19 protein-coding genes and 1 pseudogene are annotated in these 18,309 nt (G+C 64.0%); 7 read left to right on the forward strand and 13 right to left on the reverse strand.

What is annotated here, in order from left to right:
• Positions 1 to 450 precede the first annotated feature (450 nt).
• From sbcB to AACG97_RS22680, 3 genes are all read right to left on the reverse strand, one after another.
• On the reverse strand, positions 451 to 1,884 hold the full coding sequence (gene sbcB / locus AACG97_RS22670) for an exodeoxyribonuclease I (protein ID WP_047149624.1): 1,434 nt from the start codon (positions 1,882 to 1,884) through the stop codon (positions 451 to 453).
• Positions 1,885 to 1,943: 59 nt separating this feature from the next.
• Complete coding sequence (locus AACG97_RS22675) at positions 1,944 to 2,303, reverse strand: PilZ domain-containing protein (RefSeq protein WP_009685637.1); 360 nt, start codon at positions 2,301 to 2,303, stop codon at positions 1,944 to 1,946.
• Positions 2,304 to 2,426: 123 nt separating this feature from the next.
• Positions 2,427 to 2,813: a tetratricopeptide repeat protein gene (locus AACG97_RS22680; RefSeq protein ID WP_009685638.1), complete on the reverse strand. Its 387-nt coding sequence runs from the start codon at positions 2,811 to 2,813 to the stop codon at positions 2,427 to 2,429.
• 234 nt (positions 2,814 to 3,047) lie between these two features.
• On the opposite strand from AACG97_RS22680, the gene pyk reads away from it, so the two are divergent.
• Positions 3,048 to 4,502, forward strand: a complete 1,455-nt coding sequence (pyk, locus tag AACG97_RS22685; protein WP_009685639.1) for a pyruvate kinase — start codon at positions 3,048 to 3,050, stop codon at positions 4,500 to 4,502.
• A 129-nt stretch (positions 4,503 to 4,631) separates the two neighbouring features.
• On the opposite strand, the gene AACG97_RS22690 is transcribed toward pyk, so the two are convergent.
• A complete protein-coding gene (locus AACG97_RS22690; protein ID WP_009685640.1) occupies positions 4,632 to 5,552 on the reverse strand; it encodes an iron-sulfur-binding ferredoxin reductase in 921 nt (306 codons plus the stop codon).
• A gap of 278 nt (positions 5,553 to 5,830) precedes the next feature.
• Between AACG97_RS22690 and AACG97_RS22695 the strand changes: the two genes are divergently transcribed.
• Complete coding sequence (locus AACG97_RS22695; protein WP_009685641.1) at positions 5,831 to 7,354, forward strand: fumarate hydratase; 1,524 nt, start codon at positions 5,831 to 5,833, stop codon at positions 7,352 to 7,354.
• A 104-nt stretch (positions 7,355 to 7,458) separates the two neighbouring features.
• On the opposite strand, the gene AACG97_RS22700 is transcribed toward AACG97_RS22695, so the two are convergent.
• Together AACG97_RS22700 and AACG97_RS22705 are read right to left on the reverse strand one after the other, a co-directional pair.
• Entirely contained in the window at positions 7,459 to 8,331 is an 873-nt protein-coding gene (locus tag AACG97_RS22700) for a carbon-nitrogen hydrolase family protein (RefSeq protein ID WP_009685642.1), read from the reverse strand.
• The gene (locus AACG97_RS22705; protein ID WP_009685643.1) at positions 8,328 to 8,918 is read right to left on the reverse strand and encodes a GNAT family N-acetyltransferase; all 591 of its coding nucleotides are present in this window, start codon (positions 8,916 to 8,918) and stop codon (positions 8,328 to 8,330) included. Before AACG97_RS22705 ends, AACG97_RS22700 begins: the two co-directional genes overlap by 4 nt.
• Positions 8,919 to 9,033: 115 nt before the next feature.
• Between AACG97_RS22705 and AACG97_RS22710 the strand changes: the two genes are divergently transcribed.
• On the forward strand, positions 9,034 to 9,432 hold the full coding sequence (locus AACG97_RS22710; RefSeq protein ID WP_029887342.1) for a nuclear transport factor 2 family protein: 399 nt from the start codon (positions 9,034 to 9,036) through the stop codon (positions 9,430 to 9,432).
• A 43-nt stretch (positions 9,433 to 9,475) separates the two neighbouring features.
• Here the strand turns inward: AACG97_RS22710 and AACG97_RS22715 are convergent, their stop codons facing one another.
• The 4 genes and pseudogenes from AACG97_RS22715 to AACG97_RS22730 form a co-directional block, all read right to left on the reverse strand.
• Entirely contained in the window at positions 9,476 to 10,054 is a 579-nt protein-coding gene (locus tag AACG97_RS22715; RefSeq protein WP_009685645.1) for a DJ-1/PfpI family protein, read from the reverse strand.
• Positions 10,055 to 10,105: 51 nt separating this feature from the next.
• Positions 10,106 to 11,263: a phospholipase D-like domain-containing protein gene (locus tag AACG97_RS22720; RefSeq protein WP_054881643.1), complete on the reverse strand. Its 1,158-nt coding sequence runs from the start codon at positions 11,261 to 11,263 to the stop codon at positions 10,106 to 10,108.
• Position 11,264: 1 nt separating this feature from the next.
• Positions 11,265 to 11,846, reverse strand: coding sequence for a YceI family protein (locus AACG97_RS22725; protein WP_009685647.1), 582 nt, complete (start codon positions 11,844 to 11,846; stop codon positions 11,265 to 11,267).
• 84 nt (positions 11,847 to 11,930) lie between these two features.
• Positions 11,931 to 12,101, reverse strand: a pseudogene (locus AACG97_RS22730) (acyl-CoA dehydrogenase); the annotation flags it as partial.
• A 124-nt stretch (positions 12,102 to 12,225) separates the two neighbouring features.
• On the opposite strand from AACG97_RS22730, the gene olsB reads away from it, so the two are divergent.
• Positions 12,226 to 12,981, forward strand: a complete 756-nt coding sequence (gene olsB / locus AACG97_RS22735; protein ID WP_054881644.1) for an L-ornithine N(alpha)-acyltransferase — start codon at positions 12,226 to 12,228, stop codon at positions 12,979 to 12,981.
• The gene (locus AACG97_RS22740) at positions 12,981 to 13,769 is read left to right on the forward strand and encodes a lysophospholipid acyltransferase family protein (protein ID WP_054881645.1); all 789 of its coding nucleotides are present in this window, start codon (positions 12,981 to 12,983) and stop codon (positions 13,767 to 13,769) included. The genes olsB and AACG97_RS22740 overlap by 1 nt, the downstream gene beginning before the upstream one ends.
• A gap of 461 nt (positions 13,770 to 14,230) precedes the next feature.
• Here AACG97_RS22740 and AACG97_RS22745 read toward each other — a convergent pair whose 3' ends face one another.
• Positions 14,231 to 14,815 (reverse strand): acyl carrier protein phosphodiesterase, encoded by a 585-nt coding sequence (locus AACG97_RS22745; protein WP_054882078.1) that lies wholly within the window; start codon positions 14,813 to 14,815, stop codon positions 14,231 to 14,233.
• Between the two features lie 150 nt (positions 14,816 to 14,965).
• On the opposite strand from AACG97_RS22745, the gene AACG97_RS22750 reads away from it, so the two are divergent.
• Positions 14,966 to 15,268 (forward strand): ArsR/SmtB family transcription factor, encoded by a 303-nt coding sequence (locus tag AACG97_RS22750; protein ID WP_009686831.1) that lies wholly within the window; start codon positions 14,966 to 14,968, stop codon positions 15,266 to 15,268.
• 16 nt (positions 15,269 to 15,284) lie between these two features.
• Positions 15,285 to 16,334 carry an alkene reductase gene (locus tag AACG97_RS22755; protein ID WP_009686830.1) on the forward strand — a complete coding sequence of 350 codons (1,050 nt, stop codon included), beginning with the start codon at positions 15,285 to 15,287 and terminating at the stop codon, positions 16,332 to 16,334.
• Between the two features lie 51 nt (positions 16,335 to 16,385).
• Here the strand turns inward: AACG97_RS22755 and AACG97_RS22760 are convergent, their stop codons facing one another.
• Together AACG97_RS22760 and AACG97_RS22765 are read right to left on the reverse strand one after the other, a co-directional pair.
• Positions 16,386 to 17,210, reverse strand: a complete 825-nt coding sequence (locus AACG97_RS22760) for a hypothetical protein (RefSeq protein ID WP_009686829.1) — start codon at positions 17,208 to 17,210, stop codon at positions 16,386 to 16,388.
• Positions 17,211 to 17,297: 87 nt separating this feature from the next.
• Positions 17,298 to 18,293, reverse strand: a complete 996-nt coding sequence (locus AACG97_RS22765; RefSeq protein ID WP_009686828.1) for an NAD-dependent epimerase/dehydratase family protein — start codon at positions 18,291 to 18,293, stop codon at positions 17,298 to 17,300.
• Between the last annotated feature and the right edge of the window lie 16 nt (positions 18,294 to 18,309).

Here is an 18,309-nt window from a genome sequence, read left to right on the forward strand (position 1 = left end):
GGTTAACTGCCACTTACTACGGCTTCGGCTGACTTCTGCACGTCCATCCCGTCGCCTCTTGACGCTCGGTAGCACAATGGCAAACGTGCAGATCTCCCAGGGTAATTCGCGTGACCTTCCTGCTTATGCCTGTCGGATCTACGTCGCAGCGTTCCGTGCAAGTATCGGGCTTTGAAGATATTGGCCTTCTCACCCCGCTGCGCCGCCTCTATCCGCTTCCTGTTCGTCAGGCCAGCATTTTGCCTCGGGCTTCCTTCAGATTCGCGTTCGCCCGCGACACCCTTGCCTCTGGCTAACACTTCCCCTTGCCGGGTGTGTAGAGGACTTTCACCTCCAAGTCACCCGCTTGGCCACCATAGTCAAGCGGGTTGCGCTGACGCGCAACGCGCCATGCCTGGCGCACCAATACAAAACGCCGGCACATTGCCGGCGTTTTTGTTTGTCTGGCCTTCAGTCAATTGCAAACTGTTGTTGCAAGTTCCGGGCATGTACTTGCCATGCCTCCAGCACCCGCCGCCCGGCCTCGTCGGCGCGCTCCCAGGCCTGCAGACGCGCCTGCTCGAAATCACCCAATGTGTTCGGCGCCCCCCACTGCGGCTGGCTAAGGCGCTGCTGGCAGAACGCATACCACCGCTGGCGCTCCTCGGGGGTCAAGGTGTCCGGAAAGTTGCGCGCCCGGTAACGGAACAACAGCTCAGGCAAGCGCGGGTCATCGAACAGCCACTGCCCCCGGCCCAATTGCGCCGGCTCCAGCGCACGAACTTGCTCGCATAGACGCCGGTCACGGTCACCAATAAAACCGTTATACAACTGCTGCTCCGGGTCCTCACTCGGCGCGAAATCGTCCTTGCCGTAAATGTGCTCCAGCTTGTCCTGCCATTGCGCCTGTTGATCGGCCAACTGTTCACCGCGCGATTGTAACAACGTCAAGTCGATGCCCAGCCGCTGTTGATCGGCAGGGCGTAATACCGACAGTGGCGCAAGTACCGGGCAGCGATTGATCTGTACCAGTTTAAGCGGCACCGGTAGTTCGCCATCGGCCAAATCCTCGTGCCGGGTGTACAAGCGCTGACGCAATACTTCAGCACTTTCCCGGAGTAATGGCAGGGTTTCCTGATGCAGGTCGCAGACAATCAGTGCATTGCGATTGTGCGGGTGCCAGGCCAATGGCAAGACCACCCCCAGGTAATTACGCGCTGCTGAAAAACGCCCGGATACATGCACCAGCGGTTGTAGCAAGCGGATCTGTTCCATGACTTTATGCTTGCTGCGCAACTGGAACAGCCAGTCATACAACTTGGGCTGTTTTTGCCGGATCAGTCGCGCCAGGGCAATGGTTGCCCGCACGTCGGAAAGCGCTTCATGCGCATGCCCGTGATCAATGCCGTTGGCCTTGCTCAACAGCTCCAGACGCAGGCTGGTGCGCCCGTCCTGCTGCGGCCACTCGATGCCCTCCGGGCGCAGGGCGTAAGCCGTGCGCACGATGTCGATCAGGTCCCAGCGGCTGTTGCCGCCCTGCCATTCACGGGCATAGGGGTCGAAAAAATTCCGGTACAGGCTGTAGCGGGTCACTTCGTCATCGAAACGCAGGGTGTTATAGCCCGCCCCACAGGTGCCTGGTTGTGCCAGCTGCGCATGCACGCGGGTCATGAATTCGGCTTCGCACAGGCCTTGCTCGGCCAGTAACTGCGGGGTGATGCCAGTCACCAGGCACGCAGCCGGGTGCGGCAGAATATCGTCGGCGGGGCGGCAGTAAAGGCTGATCGGCTCGTCGATCTCGTTGAGGTCGAAGTCGGTGCGCAGGCCGGCGACCTGCAGCGGCCGGTCACAGCGCGGGTTGATGCCGGTGGTTTCGTAGTCGTGCCAGAAAATGCTGGAGGTCACGGGGTCGTCCTGTCTTGCGAGGTCGACCCGATTCTAACGCGATTCCAGGGCGCCAAGGCTCAGGCAGAGGCGTTGGCCGGGCGGAAGCTGAAATAGTCGCGCAGCGAGCGCACGAAATCGTCGTACTCGCGCGGGGCCTGCAGCAGCATGAAGCCCGAATCGTAATGCCCAGGGGTCTGGTCCTCACTGCACCACAGGCAACTGGCGGTCAGGTTGACGAACTGGAACCCGCCGCCGGCCAGCGGCATGCGAAGTTGCAGTTCATAATCGGGCCCTACCAGCACGGGCAGTTGGCTGATGACCATCAGGCCGTCTTCCGAGGCGTTGCCGAGCAGGCCGATTTCCTGGTCGGTAAAGCGGTTGAACACCTTGAGGGCACAAGGGAGCTGATGGCGTTCGATGCGGCGTTTGTTGAACATGATGGCGAGTGTATTCCGTACCTGATGCCAGGAATACAAGGTACTGGCGGTTGTTGTAACAGCTGGGTTACAGATTAGCGCAGCACGCGCCGCGAAGCCCGTGAAATAAACCACACCTTTGTATTAGCGCCAAGGTGCAGTAGTCGCCGGCCGGGCCACGGCCGCTTCGGTACCGCGCAAATGACCAAGTTTCTCAAGCGTCTGCAGGCGGGCCTGGGCGCGATAGGCGTACTCGTTGCGCGGGTATTGCTGGATCAAGTACTGGTAGGTCTGGGCTGCGTCCACGTACAACGCCTGGCGCTCCAGGCACTGGCCGCGCAGCAGCGACACTTCGGGGTGGATGAACGGGCGCGCGCGGCTGGTACGGTCTACTTGTGACAGCTCCAGCATCACCCGCGCGCAATCACCCCGGTCATAGGCGCGATAGGCATTGTTCAGGTGGTGGTCCATGGACCAGCGGGTACAGCCGACAGCACTGGCGGCGAGGGCGAAAACGATCAGGGCTCGCATGGCAATCTCCTTTGATAGCAAACCTATCGGCCGCTGTCGGGTTTTCTTCAGCGGCGCGCGACAAGTGCCAGGCCGCCACGAGCGGCATGAATGCCGCACGCGCTTTTCTCTGTAGCTTACTGCTTGTAGCTTGCAGCTGCCCTACCGCGGAAGTCACAGGTAGTGCAACGGAACAATGACTACAGCGAGATTCAGGAGTAGCCTTTCGCTGCGCTTCACTATAGGAGTCTGTGCATGAGCATCCGCCGTACCAAAATCGTCGCCACCCTTGGCCCCGCCAGCAACTCGCCGGAAGTGATCGAACAGCTGATCCTCGCCGGTCTCGACGTGGCACGCCTGAACTTCTCCCACGGCACGCCGGACGAGCACAAGGCCCGCGCGCGCCTGATCCGCGACATCGCTGCCAAGAACGGCCGCCATGTTGCACTGCTGGGCGACCTGCAGGGTCCGAAGATCCGCATCGCGAAGTTCGCCAACAAGCGCATCGAACTGAAGATCGGTGACAAGTTCACCTTCTCCACCGCCCACCCGCTGACCGAAGGCAACCAGGATATCGTCGGCATCGACTACCCGGACCTGGTCAAGGACTGCGGTGTCGGTGACGAACTGCTGCTCGACGATGGCCGCGTGGTCATGCGCGTCGAAACCGCCACCGCCGATGCCCTGCACTGCGTGGTGATCATCGGTGGCCCGCTGTCGGACCACAAGGGCATCAACCGTAAAGGTGGCGGCCTGACCGCACCGGCCCTGACCGAAAAGGACAAGGCCGACATCAAGCTGGCTGCGGAAATGGACCTGGACTACCTGGCCGTGTCGTTCCCGCGGGACGCCAGCGACATGGAATACGCGCGCAAGCTGCGTGACGAGTCCGGTGGCAGCGCCTGGCTGGTGGCCAAGATCGAGCGCGCCGAAGCCGTCGCCGACGACGAGACCCTGGACAAGCTGATCCTCGCTTCCGATGCCGTCATGGTCGCCCGCGGTGACCTGGGCGTGGAAATCGGCGACGCCGAGCTGATCGCCATTCAGAAGAAGATCATCCAGCACGCTCGCCGCAACAACAAGGCAGTGATCGTGGCGACCCAGATGATGGAGTCGATGATCCAGAACCCGATGCCGACACGTGCCGAAGTCTCCGACGTGGCCAACGCCGTGCTCGACAACACCGATGCGGTCATGCTGTCGGCGGAAAGTGCTGCCGGTTCGTACCCGATCGAAGCCGTACAGGCCATGGCCCGCATCTGTTCCGGTGCCGAGAAGCACCCGACCAGCCAGCGCTCCAGCCACCGCCTGCACACCACCTTCGAGCGCTGCGACGAAAGCATCGCCCTGGCGGCGATGTACACGGCCAACCACTTCCCGGGCGTGAAGGCGATCATCGCCTTGACTGAAAGCGGCTACACCCCGCTGATCATGTCGCGCCTGCGCTCGCACGTGCCGATCTTCGCGCTCTCGCCGCACCGCGCGACCCAGGCACGGGCCAACATGTTCCGTGGCGTCTACCCGATTGCCTTCGACCCCGCTTCGCTGCCCGCCGACAAAGTCAGCCAGGCAGCTGTCGACGAACTGCTCAAGCGTGGCTTGGTAGAACAAGGCGACTGGGTGATCCTGACCAAAGGGGACAGCTACCACACCATCGGTGGCACCAATGGCATGAAGATCCTGCATGTGGGTGATCCGCTGGTCGGCTGAGCCTGCCTCAAAGAGGGGCCGCTCTGCGGCCCTTCGCGGGCATGCCCGCTCCCACCGGTACAGCGTCAGCCTCACCCCTGTGGGAGCGGGCGAGCCCGCGAATAGGCCGGCACAGTCAACCTGGCTGCCTCAGGCATGTTCAACGAAGACGTCAGTAAATACTTGCCCCCGCGGCACGCCGGCAATGAACAGCCGCCGCGCAAACCGGTCCACACTCCCCGCTGCCCCACACACCAGCGCCACCGTCTGCCGCGAAGGCGGCCGCAACCGCGCCAGCGCTTCATCCATCTGCGCTTCCAGCACCAGCTCGACCTGCACGCCCTGCAGTTGCATCAGGGGTTCAGCCAGATAGTGCCCGGCGCTGTTGCGCGCCACATGCAGCACCCGAATCTCGCCGCGATGCCCCTGCCGCACAGCCTCACGCAAGATCCCCCACAACGGCGCAAGCCCGGTTCCGGCTGCCAGCAGCCAGAGCGGCCGATCCTGCCAATCCAGGTCGTAGTGCAACGCACCACCCCTGAATTCGCCCAGGCGCAGCACATCTGCTACCTGCAAACCACGAGCCTTGTCGCAAAAGGCGCCGGGGCGCCGGCAATCGATGTGAAACTCCAGGAAGTCATCTTCCCCCGGCAGGCTGGCCAGTGAATAAGGCCGCGCTACCGAACCATTCCACAGCACCACATGCTGCCCCGCCTGGTAACGCACCGCCCGCTCGGGCCGTAGCCGTACACGCAACAGGTCACCGTACCAGTCCAGCGCACAGACGTGCGCCGGCACACCATCGCGCTGCGGGTCGAACAACGCAACCTGCAAGTCCTCGATCACCCTGCACTGGCAAGCCAGGCGCCAGCCCAGGGCGTGCTGGTCCAGGGCCAGGGCCTCAGGCATGGCGTCCAGCGGCTGCCCGGCCTGGCAGTACACCAGGCAGGCGTGGCAGCTTCCGGCGCGGCAGCTGTAGGGCACGTTGAGCCCGGCCTCGTTCAGGGCATCGAGCAGGTTGCTGCCGGTCGGCACCGCCCAGCGGTGCTCGCCTACGCAAAGTTCGGGCATCTTCAGGTATCTCTTCCCGCTTCAGGTTGTGGGGGGCGCTCTGCGCGCCCGTCGATAGTAAGGCCAACCACAGGCGTCAGCAGCAAAAAGGATGCCCAGCCCCAACCGACCAAGGTCCAGACCACTCGCAGGTGTGCCACGCGGTGAGGCACGCTATACTGCCGCGCCCTTTTGCGTCGGCCATGCTGCCGGCGCGCCTTTGCAAGGCGTCTCGACATGCTGGTCGGCACCGTCGAGCGTCTCTATGAATGTTCCCGTCTTTAAGAGGAGCGCGCTGCATGACCGTGATCAAGCAAGACGACCTGATTCAGAGCGTCGCCGACGCCCTGCAATTCATCTCGTACTACCACCCCGTCGATTTCATCCAGGCCATGCACGAGGCCTATCTGCGCGAAGAGTCGCCTGCTGCCCGCGACTCCATCGCCCAGATCCTGATCAACTCGCGCATGTGCGCCACCGGCCACCGCCCGATCTGCCAGGACACCGGTATCGTCACCGTGTTCGTGCGTGTGGGTATGGATGTGCGCTGGGACGGTGCCACCCTGAGCGTCGACGACATGATCAACGAAGGTGTGCGTCGCGCCTACAACCTGCCTGAAAACGTCCTGCGCGCCTCGATCCTGGCCGACCCGGCCGGTGCCCGCAAGAACACCAAGGACAACACCCCGGCCGTTATCCACTATTCCATCGTGCCTGGCGACAAGGTCGAGGTCGATGTCGCCGCCAAGGGCGGCGGCTCGGAGAACAAGTCGAAGATGGCCATGCTCAACCCGTCCGACTCGATCGTCGACTGGGTGCTCAAGACCGTACCGACCATGGGTGCTGGCTGGTGCCCGCCTGGCATGCTCGGCATCGGCATTGGCGGTACCGCCGAGAAGGCCGCGGTCATGGCCAAGGAAGTGTTGATGGAGTCCATCGACATTCATGAGCTTAAAGCCCGTGGCCCACAAAACCGCCTGGAAGAAATCCGCCTGGAGCTGTTCGAGAAGGTCAACCAACTGGGCATCGGTGCCCAGGGCCTGGGTGGCCTGACCACCGTGCTCGACGTGAAGATCATGGACTACCCGACCCACGCCGCTTCGCTGCCGGTGTGCATGATCCCCAACTGCGCCGCCACCCGCCACGCGCACTTCGTGCTCGATGGCTCCGGCCCGGCCGAGCTGGAAGCGCCATCGCTGGACGCCTACCCGGAAATCGTCTGGGAAGCCGGCCCAAGCGCACGTCGCGTCAACCTCGACGATATCACCCCGGAAGAAGTCGCCAGCTGGAAGCCGGGCGAAACCATCCTGCTCAACGGCAAGATGCTGACCGGCCGCGACGCCGCGCACAAGCGCATGGTGGAAATGCTCAACCGTGGCGAAGCGCTGCCAGTGGACCTCAAAGGCCGCTTCATCTACTACGTTGGCCCGGTCGACCCGGTCGGTGACGAAGTGGTTGGCCCTGCCGGCCCGACCACTGCCACCCGCATGGACAAGTTCACCCGCCAGATCCTCGAGCAGACGGGCCTGCTGGGCATGATCGGCAAGTCCGAACGTGGCCCCACCGCGATCGAAGCGATCAAGGACAACAAGGCCGTATACCTGATGGCTGTGGGCGGCGCTGCCTACCTGGTAGCCCAGGCTATCCGCAAGTCCAAGGTACTGGCCTTCGCCGAACTGGGCATGGAAGCGATCTACGAGTTCGAGGTCAAGGACATGCCAGTTACTGTTGCCGTAGACAGCAACGGTGAGTCGGTGCACATCACTGGCCCTGCCCTGTGGCAGAGCAAGATTGCCCAGAGCCTGGCAGTCGAAGTCAAGTAAGCCTGATGTAACAGCGGCGCCTGCTTCGCGGGTGAACCCGCTCCTACAGGGACCTCATGTCCCCGGTGGGAGCGGGTTCACCCGCGAAGCAGGCGCCGCTGCTTTCAACGCACTCTGTCAAACTGCTCTGGCCAGTCCCTGCGGGTAAACACCTGCCCTTCCCGCCGCACCCGCCGTACTTCCTCAAGGTCCACGTCACACACCAGCCACTGGCTTCTGCCCGGCTCCAGCGCTGCGCTCAAGGCAACCACACCGTCCCCCGGCATGCCATGGTCCGGCGGTACGAACAACCCTGCCCGGCCAATATTCTCATCCAGCGCCGGCGACCAGGCCGCCAGCCCTACCGTCGGGCTCTGCAACACCGCTATCTGGTTCTCCAGCGCCCGTGCCTGGGCACCGATGCGCACCCGGTGATAGCCCGCCTCGGTGTCGGTGCAGCTCGGTGCCAGGATCAGGTCGGCACCCAACTCGGCCAACTGCCGCGCCAGCACCGGGAACTCATTGTCGTAGCAGATCAGAATGCCCACACGCCCCAGTGCAGTATCGAACACCCGCAGCCCCTGGCCTGCGCTGATGCCCCACTGCTCTCGCTCGAAGCGGGTCATCATCAGTTTGTCCTGGTAGCCCAGCGGCCCCTCGGGACCGAACAGCCAGGCGCGGTTGCGGTAGGCACCGTCATTGTCCAGCACCGGCACGCTCCCCGGCTGCAGGTAGATGCCCCAGCGCCTGGCCATGCGTTCACACAAGGCGGCCCAGGCGCCGATCAGCGGTTGGATCCCGGCAATCGAACCCAGCAGGTCGCCCCGCTGTTCACCTCTCAACTGGCCGCTGAGTACCAGCCCGGCATACTCGGGCAGCAACAGCAAACGGGCGCCCGCCGCCACCGCTTCGGCGCACAGGCCCTGCAGGTGGTCGGCATAGGCGTCCCAGGTTTCATGCAGTTCGATAGCGTACTGGCAGGCCGCCAAGCGGATCATACCGGCAGTTCCTTCAGCCAGAACGACATCAGCTTGTCGGAGCTTTCCTGCTCGTCCAGGTCACGCCAGGCATAGCGGGTGCGCAGCGACGGGTCGTGCAGGAAACCGCGGTTACGCCAGAAACCATGCAACGGCTTGTAGTCTGCAGGCCGGCGCGGGTGTACACCGGGCCGCTCGACCGCACAGAACGCGCAGTAGTCGAACTCGGCCAGTTTGTGGGCATAAGACTCGCGTTCGATGAAGAAACGCACGCCCAAACCTTGGCCGCGGTACTCCGGCAACACCAGCGACTCACCAAAGTAATAAACGCTGGCCGGGTCCCGCCCCTGGGCCAGGAACGGCTGCTGGAACTCCGGGGCCACGTCCACCAGCGGCAGGCCGGTAGATGCACCCACCACCTGGCCTTGGTCCAGCGCCAGCACCACCAGGCTGCGCCCGGAACGGGCATAGTTGGCCAGGTAGTCGGCTTCGTACTCCGGGGTGCCGTCGTACAGGTAGGGGAACTCGCGGAATACGGTAAGGCGCAAGCGAGCGAGGTCATCGATATAGGGCGCGATAGCGGCGCCGTGCAACAGGCGTATTTCCATGCTTGGCGGTCGTTTTGTCGATGTGGATGACGCGCTCGGCTAAGCCGGGCTTGAGGGGGAACCGTATCATCCGGGGCAACGACCCGCCTTTTCCCTACACGACAGGTATTGTTCCATGACCGCTACCGAACTGGTAAATGCGTACTACGCTGCCTTCAACGCCGGCGACATGCCGGGCTTTCTGGCACTGCTCAGCGAAGACGTGATCCACGACATCAACCAGGGCGAGCGGCAGATGGGCAAGGCCAGGTTTGCAGCGTTCATGGACAAGATGAACCGCTGCTACCGCGAGCGCCTGGCCGACATCGTGGTCATGCAGAACGCCGACGGCAGCCGTGCGGCGGCGGAGTTCACCGTGCATGGCCAGTACCTGGCCAATGACGATGGGTTGCCGCCTGCGAACGGGCAGACCTACGTGCTGCCGGCCGGGGCCTTCTTCTACATCCATTGCGGCAAGATTGCCCGCGTGACCAACTACTACAACCTCAATGACTGGGTTGAACAGGTAGGTTGAGCCTGTACGGGCCTGTTCGCGGGTTCACCTGCGAACACCCCTGTCAGGCGATGCGGGTGCCCAGCACCTTGAGGAAGGCCGCCAGCCACGCCGGGTGCGCCGGCCAGGCCGGGGCGGTTACCAGGTTACCATCCACATGGGCCTGGTCCACGGCGATGTCGATGAACGTCCCACCCGCCAGCCGCACCTCCGGCGCACACGCCGGGTAGGCGCTGCATTCGCGCCCTTCCAGCACCCCGGCCGCTGCCAGCAACTGCGCACCATGGCACACTGCTGCAATCGGCTTGCCAGCCTGGTCGAACGCCCGCACCAGCTCCAGCACCTTCTCATCCAGGCGCAGGTACTCCGGCGCCCGGCCACCCGGGATCAGCAGCGCGTCGTAGCGCTCGGGCCGCACCCGCACGAAATCGAAGTTCAGGGCAAAGTTGTGCCCGGGTTTTTCACTGTAGGTCTGCTCACCCTCGAAATCATGAATCGCGGTACGCACGGTCTGCCCCGCCAGCTTCTCCGGGCACACCGCGTGCACCGTGTGGCCGACCATGCTCAGTGCCTGGAACGGCACCATTGCTTCGTAATCCTCGACGTAATCGCCGACCAGCATCAGAATTTTTTTCGCCGTCATCGCACACACTCCTTCGCTCGCCCGTGAACAGTCATTGCACGATAGCCGCTATCAGTCGCGGCGGTCGAGCAGGTTCACCACCAGCCGGTCGAGCCAGCCCCAGATGCGCTGCTTGACCCGCCGCCACAGCGGCCGGGCGTGCCAATGGGCCAGGTCGACTTCCTCGCTCAGGGCAAAATCGCGCTCGAAGCTGGCGACCACGGCCGCCGTCAGCGGTGGGTCCAGTGCCTCGATGTTGGCTTCCAGGTTGAAGCGCAGGTTCCAATGGTCGAAGTTGCAGGAGCCAACGCTGACCCAGTCGTCCACCACGGCCATCTTCAGGTGCAGGAAGCACGGCTGGTACTCGAAAATGCGTACACCAGCGCGCAGCAGGCGCGGGTAGTAGCGGTGCCCGGCATACCGGACCGAGGGGTGGTCGGTGCGCGGCCCGGTCAGCAGCAGCCGCACGTCCAGGCCCTTGCTGGCGGCCCGGCGCAAGGAACGGCGTACACTCCAGGTTGGCAAGAAGTAGGGTGTGGCCAGCCATACCCGTTGCTTGCCGCTGTTCAAAGCGCGCACCAGCGCGTGCAGGATGTCCTGGTGCTGACGGGCGTCGGCGTAGGCAACCCGGCCCATGCCCTGCCCCTGCGCCGGCACCTTGGGCAGGCGCGGCAAGCCAAAGCCCTCGGCGGGGCGCCATGCGGTGCGGCGGTTGTTGGCATGCCACTGGCGGTCGAACAGCAATTGCCAGTCGGCCACCACCGGGCCTTGCATCTGCACCATTACCTCGTGCCAGTCACTGCGCGCCTGGCCGGGTGTCCAGAACTCATCGGTTACGCCCGTGCCGCCGACCACGGCCCAGCGCTCGTCCACCAACAGCAGCTTGCGGTGGTCGCGGTACAAGTTGCGCAGGCCGCGCTTCCAGCGCAGGGGGTTGTACCAGCGCAGCTCCACCCCCGCCGCCAGCAAGCGCTGGCGTAGCGTGCTGTTGAAGGCCAGCGAACCGTAGTCGTCAAACAGGCAGCGCACTCGCACACCCCGCCGGGCCGTGTGCTCCAGCGCTTCGACCACCGCCTCGGCACAGGCCCCAGCCTCGACTAGGTAGAGTTCCAGGTCTACCTGCGACTCGGCGCGCTCGATCGCCGCAAGCATGCGCGGAAAGAACTCGGGGCCGTCGATCAGCAGCTCGAACTGGTTACCCTCCCGCCAGGGAAATACCGGCCCCGGCATGTCAGCGCGCGGTGAAAATCAGCACCGCATTGACCGGCACCGACGGGTTGATGGACTTGAGCTTGGCAAACTTGCGCAGGTTTTCCAGCCCCGGCAGCAGGCCAAAGTCCTCGGCACGCAGCAGCAGTGGCTCGAGGGTGACCACCTGGAACCGTCGCGCATCCAGGCGGGTTGCCAGCAACAAGGCGTTGTAGCGGTGCGACTGCCCGTGCAAGGTGACCGTCAGCGGCAGGCGCAGCTCGATCTGTGCACCATCGGCCAGGTCATTGATCGGGCGCAGGTCGATTTGCGCCTTCACCGTGGCCTCGGCAAAGCGGCCGACCTCGAACAGCTGGTCACGCATCTGCTCGTCACGCAGGGGGATGCCACTGCTGACCGAATCCATCTCGATGCGCAAGCCCGCCACGCCCTTGTTGTCGACCGAACCATGCAGCACCAGGAAGCGATGCACTTCGGCGGTATCGCCGTTCTTGCCGGTAATGAACGACAAGCGCGAAGACTCGCCATCGAGGTGCCAGTTGGCATGGGCGGGCAGGCAAACAGCCAGCAACAGGGCGAAGAGCGCGGAGGGCAACTTGAACATGACAAATCTCAGAAAACCAAGCCGCCAACCTTACCCGCCCGCTTTACCGGCAGCAAGCGGCGTGCCCTGCAGGGTCTTGCGCACTCATGCAGAGCCCACAGCAGCCCAGGCCTTGTGCAGCCGTTTCTCCCGCGCCGCCGCAACCAGTGCCATCACCCCCTGATTCCGCTGCCGCAGCTCGGCCCAATGCGCCGGCCCCGCCGCCAACGCCGCGTCTACCTGCGGCCGCAGGGCCTGGAATGGCACGTACAAGCCCCAGGGGTTGTCACGCAAGCATCACCAAAGCTTCACCGGGGTGACACCGCGTCTACCTAGGCTGACTTTGCACAACAAAGCCGACCGGCCGCAACCCTTCATGGCTGGCTTATGGAGACTCGCAATGACTCGGATCGCTCACACTGGCGACAACAGCACTGAACGCCGTCTGCAAGCCGAACGCCTGGTTGGCGCCAAGGCGCTGCAAGAAGCCCAAGCCTTGCGCTACCAAGTGTTCAGCGCAGAATTCAAGGCCAAACTCAAAGGTGCCGAGCACGGCCTGGACATGGACGACTACGACGTGCACTGCCGCCATATTGGTGTACGCGACCTGAGTACCGGCAAGCTGGTGGCCACTACCCGGCTGCTTGACCACCAGGCCGCCAGCAGCCTGGGGCGGTTCTACAGCGAAGAAGAATTCCGCCTGCACGGCCTGTTGCAGCTGCAAGGGCCAGTCCTTGAACTGGGGCGCACCTGCGTAGCCCCCGCCTACCGCAACGGCGGCACCATTGCCGTGCTCTGGGGCGAGCTGGCCGAGGTCCTCAACGAAGGCCGCTACCGTTACCTGATGGGCTGCGCCAGCATCCCCATGCAGGACGGTGGCGTACAGGCCCAGGCCGTGATGCAGCGCCTGCGCGAGCGCTACCTGTGCACCGAGCACCTGCGCGCCGAACCGAAGAAGCCGCTGCCGAACCTGGCGCTGCCCAACAACGTCATCGCCGAACTGCCACCGCTGCTCAAAGCCTATATGCGCCTGGGTGCAAAGATCTGCGGCGAGCCGTGCTGGGACGAAGACTTCCAGGTCGCCGACGTGTTCATCCTGCTCAAGCGCGACGACCTGTGCCCGCGCTACGCCCGCCACTTCAAGGCGGCAGTCTGATGCCCAGGCTGCGGGTGCTGGCCCGCGTCTGCAGGCTGCTGCTGGTCGTGCTGCTCGGCGTGCTGATGGCCTGCGTGATCGCCGTGGGGCAGCGGCTGGGCCTGAAGGCCTCGCTCGAAAGGCGCCAGCGCTGGACCTGCCTGTTCATGAAGCGCCTGGTCGCAGCCCTGCCCTTCGACGTACAGGTGCGCGGGGCGCTGCCGCAGCGGCCGATGTTGTGGGTCAGCAACCATGTGTCGTGGACCGACATCCCCCTGCTGGGCATGCTGATGCCCCTGTCATTCCTGTCCAAGGCCGAAGTGCGCCAGTGGCCGCTGGCCGGCTGGCTGGCGGAACAGGCCGGCACCCTGTTCATTCGTCGTGGGGGCGGCGACAGCGAACGGCTGCGCGAGCAGATGGCCAGGCAACTGGGCCTGGCCAGGCCGCTGCTGATCTTTCCTGAAGGCACCACCACCAGCGGTCACGCCTTGCGCACTTTCCATGGCCGCCTGCTGGCAGCGGCCATCGACCGTGGCGTAGCGGTTCAGCCAGTGGCCATTCAATACCTGCGCGACGGCCAGATCGACCCGGTTGCGCCCTTTGTTGGTGACGATGACCTGGTGGCGCACCTGCTGCGCCTGTTCGCCCAGCCACGTGCGCAGGTGTGCATTCACCTGTTGCCGCCGATCGGGACCGTGGGCAAGGAACGTGCGCTGCTGGCAATGCAGGCACAGCAGGCGATTCACCTGGCGTTGTATGGGTTCGAAAACGTCGAGGCGGCGCCACGGCGGCCGGCGCGGGCTGCCTGATCTCTATCCCATGTTGCGGCACTATCGCCGGCAAGCCGGCTTTACAGGTACTGCGTTGGCCTGCAAACCTGCAGTGAACTTGTGGGAGATTCTATGGTTCCTGGCAAGGGTAGCCGGAGCATCTTCAGCGCCTGTGAGATCGAGCGCCGCCCGCGCGGCGCAATCGCGAGCTGCGCTCGCTCCTACGTTTGTTTCGGGCCAGTAACGCCTGTGACAGGCGCGCGCGGCCGCCTTGTTTGTACGGCGCGATATTGAGGCATGCACCAAGGCGTTCGCGCGCAAATCCCACAGGAATAATTGGCCCGAAACAAACGTAGGAGCGAGCGCAGCTCGCGATTGCGCCGCGCGGGCGGCGCTCGATCTCACAGGCGCTGCATAACTTGTGGCAAACACCGACAGCCCTGACGCGATCCCTGTGGGAGCTGGCTTGCCGGCGATAGGGCCGCAACAGGCAACCAACATCAGCTGCCTGACACACGCCCCGCCGCTGCAAACGCCTGCAATTGCGGGTAGAACGCGCGAAAGTCCGCCAGCAGCGGCTCGTACAGCCGCTCCAGCTCCACCATCACCCCCGCCATCGCGTCTGGCCGCGACAGCCGCCGGCCGATGCCGTTGAACACCTGTTCCAGCGTGGCGAAGTCGCCATAAGCGCCCAACCAGTCATCGGCAGCCATGAACGGCGCAATGCGCGCCAGCCGCCCCGGCAGCTCAGGCTCCGCCAGCAATACCCGATAAAACGCGCCCGTGAACTGCGCCAAGGGCTGCTCGGCATAGTCGTGCCAATGCCGCGCCAGGCAGTGGTCGAAAAACACGTCCAGCACGATGCCGGCTAAGCGCCGCCGCTCACGCGGGAACCGCGCCAGCGCCGCCAGTACCAAGGGGTGCCGGTCGGTATAGCTGTCGATATGCCGGTGCAACCGGATAGCCGCCTCCAAAGCAGGCGGGAAGCGCCCGTGCAGCGAGCCTTTGACGAAATCGCCGTACAGGCTGCCCAGCAGTTGTTGCGGGGCCGGCCCGCCCAGGTGCAAATGTGCAAGGTAGTTCATGAGCGCAGTCTACCACCGCGGCGCCCAATATCGTTATAACGCGATATAGCGATTTGAACTCAGCTAAGCACCACTGGATATTTGGATATCGGCATTCAGCGATTTATATTTCGCCCTATCGCGATATACCGCTACAACGAGCCTCACGCCATGCCACTCGATCTCGACGAAATCATAAAAGCGCTGGCCCACCCGGTCAGGCGAGAAATTCTCAGCTGGCTGAAAGACCCGGCAAACCAGTTCCCGAACCAGTACCACAGCACCGAAAACGGTGTGTGTGCCGGGCAGATCGACCAACGCTGCGGCCTTTCGCAGTCGACCGTCTCCGCCCACCTGGCCACCTTGCAGCGTGCCGGGCTGATCAGCAGCCAGAAGATCGGCCAATGGCATTTCTTCAAACGCAACGAAGCCACCATCCAGGCGTTCCTGGAACAACTGCGCCAAGCGCTTTGACCAGCAGGTAACCGACATGACCACGCTTTTCGATCCGATCACCCTGGGCGACCTGCAGTTGCCCAACCGCATCATCATGGCCCCACTCACCCGCTGCCGTGCAGACGAGGGCCGCGTGCCCAATGCCCTGATGGCCGAGTACTACGTCCAACGCGCCAGCGCCGGGCTGATTCTCAGCGAGGCAACCTCGGTCACCGCCATGGGCGTCGGCTACCCGGATACGCCCGGTATCTGGAACGATGAGCAAGTCCGCGGCTGGACCAATGTCACCAAGGCCGTGCATGGCGCGGGCGGGCGCATATTCCTGCAGCTGTGGCACGTGGGGCGTATCTCGCACCCCAGCTACCTGAACGGCGAACTGCCGGTGGCCCCCAGCGCGATCCAGGCCAAGGGGCATGTCAGCCTGGTACGCCCGCTGAGTGACTACCCCACCCCGCGCGCACTGGAAACCGAAGAAATCAGCGACATCGTCGAGGCCTACCGCAGCGGTGCGGAAAACGCCAAGGCCGCCGGTTTCGATGGTGTGGAAATTCACGGCGCCAATGGCTACCTGCTCGACCAGTTCCTGCAAAGCAGTACCAACCAGCGCACCGACCGCTACGGCGGCTCGCTGGAAAACCGCGCGCGCCTGCTGCTGGAGGTGACCGATGCAGCCATCGAGGTGTGGGGGGCCAACCGGGTCGGCGTGCACCTGGCACCACGTGCCGACGCCCACGACATGGGTGACGCCGACCGTGCCGAGACGTTCACGTACGTTGCCCGCGAACTGGGCAAACGCGGCATCGCTTTCATCTGCTCGCGGGAGCGTGAAGCCGACGACAGCATCGGGCCGTTGATCAAGGCGGCGTTTGGTGGGCCATACATCGTCAACGAGCGTTTCGACAAGGCAAGTGCCAATGCAGCCCTGGCCGATGGCAAGGCCGATGCGGTGGCGTTCGGGGTGCCGTTCATTGCCAACCCGGACCTGCCGGCACGCCTGGCAGCGGATGCACCGTTGAACGAGGCGCACCCCGAAACGTTCTATAGCAAGGGGCCGGTGGGGTATATCGATTACCCGCGCCTGTAACCCAGTGAACCCGCTGCTACCGTGCACCTGTAGCAGCGGGTTCAGGCCATTTCAGGGCCGAGCGTTGATTTGCTGCTGCAGGTTCTGGATCTGGCTCTGTAGGGTGTTGAGGTTGCGCGTGGTCTGCCCGCGGAACGCATCGAACTCCTGTACCGATGCGCCACTTGAGCCCGACGAGCCGCGGTTTTCCATTTGCGTCTTGAGCACCAGCACGTCCTGCTCCAGGCTTTCGATCGCCGCACTCGGGTTGCCCTGCTTCTTCAGCGCAGCCACCTCTTCGCTCAGGTTTTTGAGCTGCCCATCAAGCTTGCCACCGTCTACCTGGCCCGACTTCAACGCCGCCAGCTCGGCATTCACCGCCTTCAACTGCGCCTGCAGTTGGCCCTGCAATTCGGTCACAGCTTTCTGCTGCTCACGGGTATCGGCCAGCACCTGCTCCAGGCGCTTGCCCAGGTCGCCGGCCTGGCCAGCCACGCCTTGCTGCTGCTTGCTCTGCTCGGCCAGGCTGGCCTGCAACTGGCGGATCTGCAGCTTGAGCGCCTCGCTGCCGGTGTTGACCGACGATTCGCTGGCAGCGACCTTGCCACTGATTGCCTGCAAGCGCCCCGCTGCATCCTCACTGATGCGGGCAAAGCTTTCCTGGGTGGCCACCAGTTGCTGCTCCATCAGCGAGATCTGCTGGAAGCTCCACCAGCCCAGCCCGGCCAGGGCTATGAACGAGGCCCCCAGCAGCACCCACAAAGGCCCGGTGCTGGCCGGCCTGGCCGCCTTCTGGCGGCTACGGGCCACGTGCGCCGGCAACAGTTCGTCATCATCAGGGGTGCCGGCCCGCAGGGTTGGCACATCATCGAAATCGTCGTGAGCATCGTTGCGCATGGGTGAGTTCAACCGCGGTAATAGCAAAGAAACAGGAGTATAAACCGCTCGCGCGGCGCACTGCTGACCCTAATCGGCGCGCCGCGTTCACTGCCCCGGGGGCTGATGTTTCCACCAGGCGCAGAATTCATCCAGCGCCGTCCACAGGCTGATCTTCGGCTGATAGTCCAGGTACTGCCTGGCGCGGCTGATGTCGAGGGTGAAATCACGGCTCATGACCTGCATTCCCAACCGCGACAAGGTCGGTTGCGGGCGCCCCGGCCATAGCATGCAGGCGGCTTCGTTGAGCGCAGCCAGGCTGTAGGCCAGGCCGTAGGAACGGTAGCGGCTCACCTGCGGCAACTGCATCTGGCGCATTACGTAGTTGACCACGTCCCACAACGGCAGCGGCTGGCCGTTGCTGATGTTGTAGGCCTGGCCCAATGCCCGGTCATCGGCGAACAGGGCGCTGAGCAGTGCCTCGTTGAGGTTGTGCACACTGGTGAAATCAACCTTGTTCAGGCCATTGCCGATGATCGCGACCCGGCCCTTGCGCTGCATCTGCATCAGCCGCGGGAAGATGCTGGCATCGCCGGCCCCGGTGACGAAGCGGGGGCGCAGTGCCAACACCTCGAGGCCAAACTCCTGCGCACCGAACACTTTCTGCTCGGCCAGGTACTTGGTTTTCCCATAATGGTCATGGAACCGGCGCGGCAGCTGGTCTTCCCGGATGTCGAGGCGCGAGCGGCCGTTGAAGTACATGGACGGCGACGACAGGTGTACCAGGCGCCGCACGTGCTCCTTGAGGCACCCTTCGACCACGTTCTCGGTGACCACCACGTTGGCTTGGTGGAAATCCTGATAGCGCCCCCAGTGCCCCACCGCGCCGGCACAGTGCACCACCGCTTCGACGCCCTGGCAAAGGCGCCGGGCCAGCTCGGCATCGTTCAGGTCGCCGGGGATGAACTGGGCACCGCGCTTGACCAGGTGCTCCACCCCCTCCGCACGGCGGCCGCTGACCCGCACGTCCAGGCCCTGCTCCAGGGCGAAACGCGCAAAGCGCCCGCCAATGAAGCCACTCGCGCCGGTGACCAGAATTCGCATGTAACACTCCGTCTTG

This window comes from Pseudomonas sp. Nvir, from assembly GCF_963778085.1.
Classification (GTDB): domain Bacteria; phylum Pseudomonadota; class Gammaproteobacteria; order Pseudomonadales; family Pseudomonadaceae; genus Aquipseudomonas; species Aquipseudomonas juntendi.

What these genes read in the sequence shown, in the direction of transcription:
- AACG97_RS22745 (WP_054882078.1), bottom strand. Translation starts at nt 14,815, where the DNA reads ATGAACTACCTTGCACATTTGCACCTGGGCGGGCCGGCCCCGCAACAA.
- olsB (WP_054881644.1), top strand. Translation starts at nt 12,226, where the DNA reads ATGACTCGGATCGCTCACACTGGCGACAACAGCACTGAACGCCGTCTG.
- AACG97_RS22675 (WP_009685637.1), bottom strand. Translation starts at nt 2,303, where the DNA reads ATGTTCAACAAACGCCGCATCGAACGCCATCAGCTCCCTTGTGCCCTC.
- AACG97_RS22725 (WP_009685647.1), bottom strand. Translation starts at nt 11,846, where the DNA reads ATGTTCAAGTTGCCCTCCGCGCTCTTCGCCCTGTTGCTGGCTGTTTGC.
- AACG97_RS22715 (WP_009685645.1), bottom strand. Translation starts at nt 10,054, where the DNA reads ATGACGGCGAAAAAAATTCTGATGCTGGTCGGCGATTACGTCGAGGAT.
- AACG97_RS22680 (WP_009685638.1), bottom strand. Translation starts at nt 2,813, where the DNA reads ATGCGAGCCCTGATCGTTTTCGCCCTCGCCGCCAGTGCTGTCGGCTGT.
- AACG97_RS22760 (WP_009686829.1), bottom strand. Translation starts at nt 17,210, where the DNA reads ATGCGCAACGATGCTCACGACGATTTCGATGATGTGCCAACCCTGCGG.
- AACG97_RS22720 (WP_054881643.1), bottom strand. Translation starts at nt 11,263, where the DNA reads ATGCCGGGGCCGGTATTTCCCTGGCGGGAGGGTAACCAGTTCGAGCTG.
- AACG97_RS22705 (WP_009685643.1), bottom strand. Translation starts at nt 8,918, where the DNA reads ATGGAAATACGCCTGTTGCACGGCGCCGCTATCGCGCCCTATATCGAT.
- AACG97_RS22695 (WP_009685641.1), top strand. Translation starts at nt 5,831, where the DNA reads ATGACCGTGATCAAGCAAGACGACCTGATTCAGAGCGTCGCCGACGCC.
- AACG97_RS22690 (WP_009685640.1), bottom strand. Translation starts at nt 5,552, where the DNA reads ATGCCCGAACTTTGCGTAGGCGAGCACCGCTGGGCGGTGCCGACCGGC.
- AACG97_RS22740 (WP_054881645.1), top strand. Translation starts at nt 12,981, where the DNA reads ATGCCCAGGCTGCGGGTGCTGGCCCGCGTCTGCAGGCTGCTGCTGGTC.
- AACG97_RS22700 (WP_009685642.1), bottom strand. Translation starts at nt 8,331, where the DNA reads ATGATCCGCTTGGCGGCCTGCCAGTACGCTATCGAACTGCATGAAACC.
- AACG97_RS22755 (WP_009686830.1), top strand. Translation starts at nt 15,285, where the DNA reads ATGACCACGCTTTTCGATCCGATCACCCTGGGCGACCTGCAGTTGCCC.
- AACG97_RS22765 (WP_009686828.1), bottom strand. Translation starts at nt 18,293, where the DNA reads ATGCGAATTCTGGTCACCGGCGCGAGTGGCTTCATTGGCGGGCGCTTT.
- AACG97_RS22710 (WP_029887342.1), top strand. Translation starts at nt 9,034, where the DNA reads ATGACCGCTACCGAACTGGTAAATGCGTACTACGCTGCCTTCAACGCC.
- AACG97_RS22750 (WP_009686831.1), top strand. Translation starts at nt 14,966, where the DNA reads ATGCCACTCGATCTCGACGAAATCATAAAAGCGCTGGCCCACCCGGTC.
- pyk (WP_009685639.1), top strand. Translation starts at nt 3,048, where the DNA reads ATGAGCATCCGCCGTACCAAAATCGTCGCCACCCTTGGCCCCGCCAGC.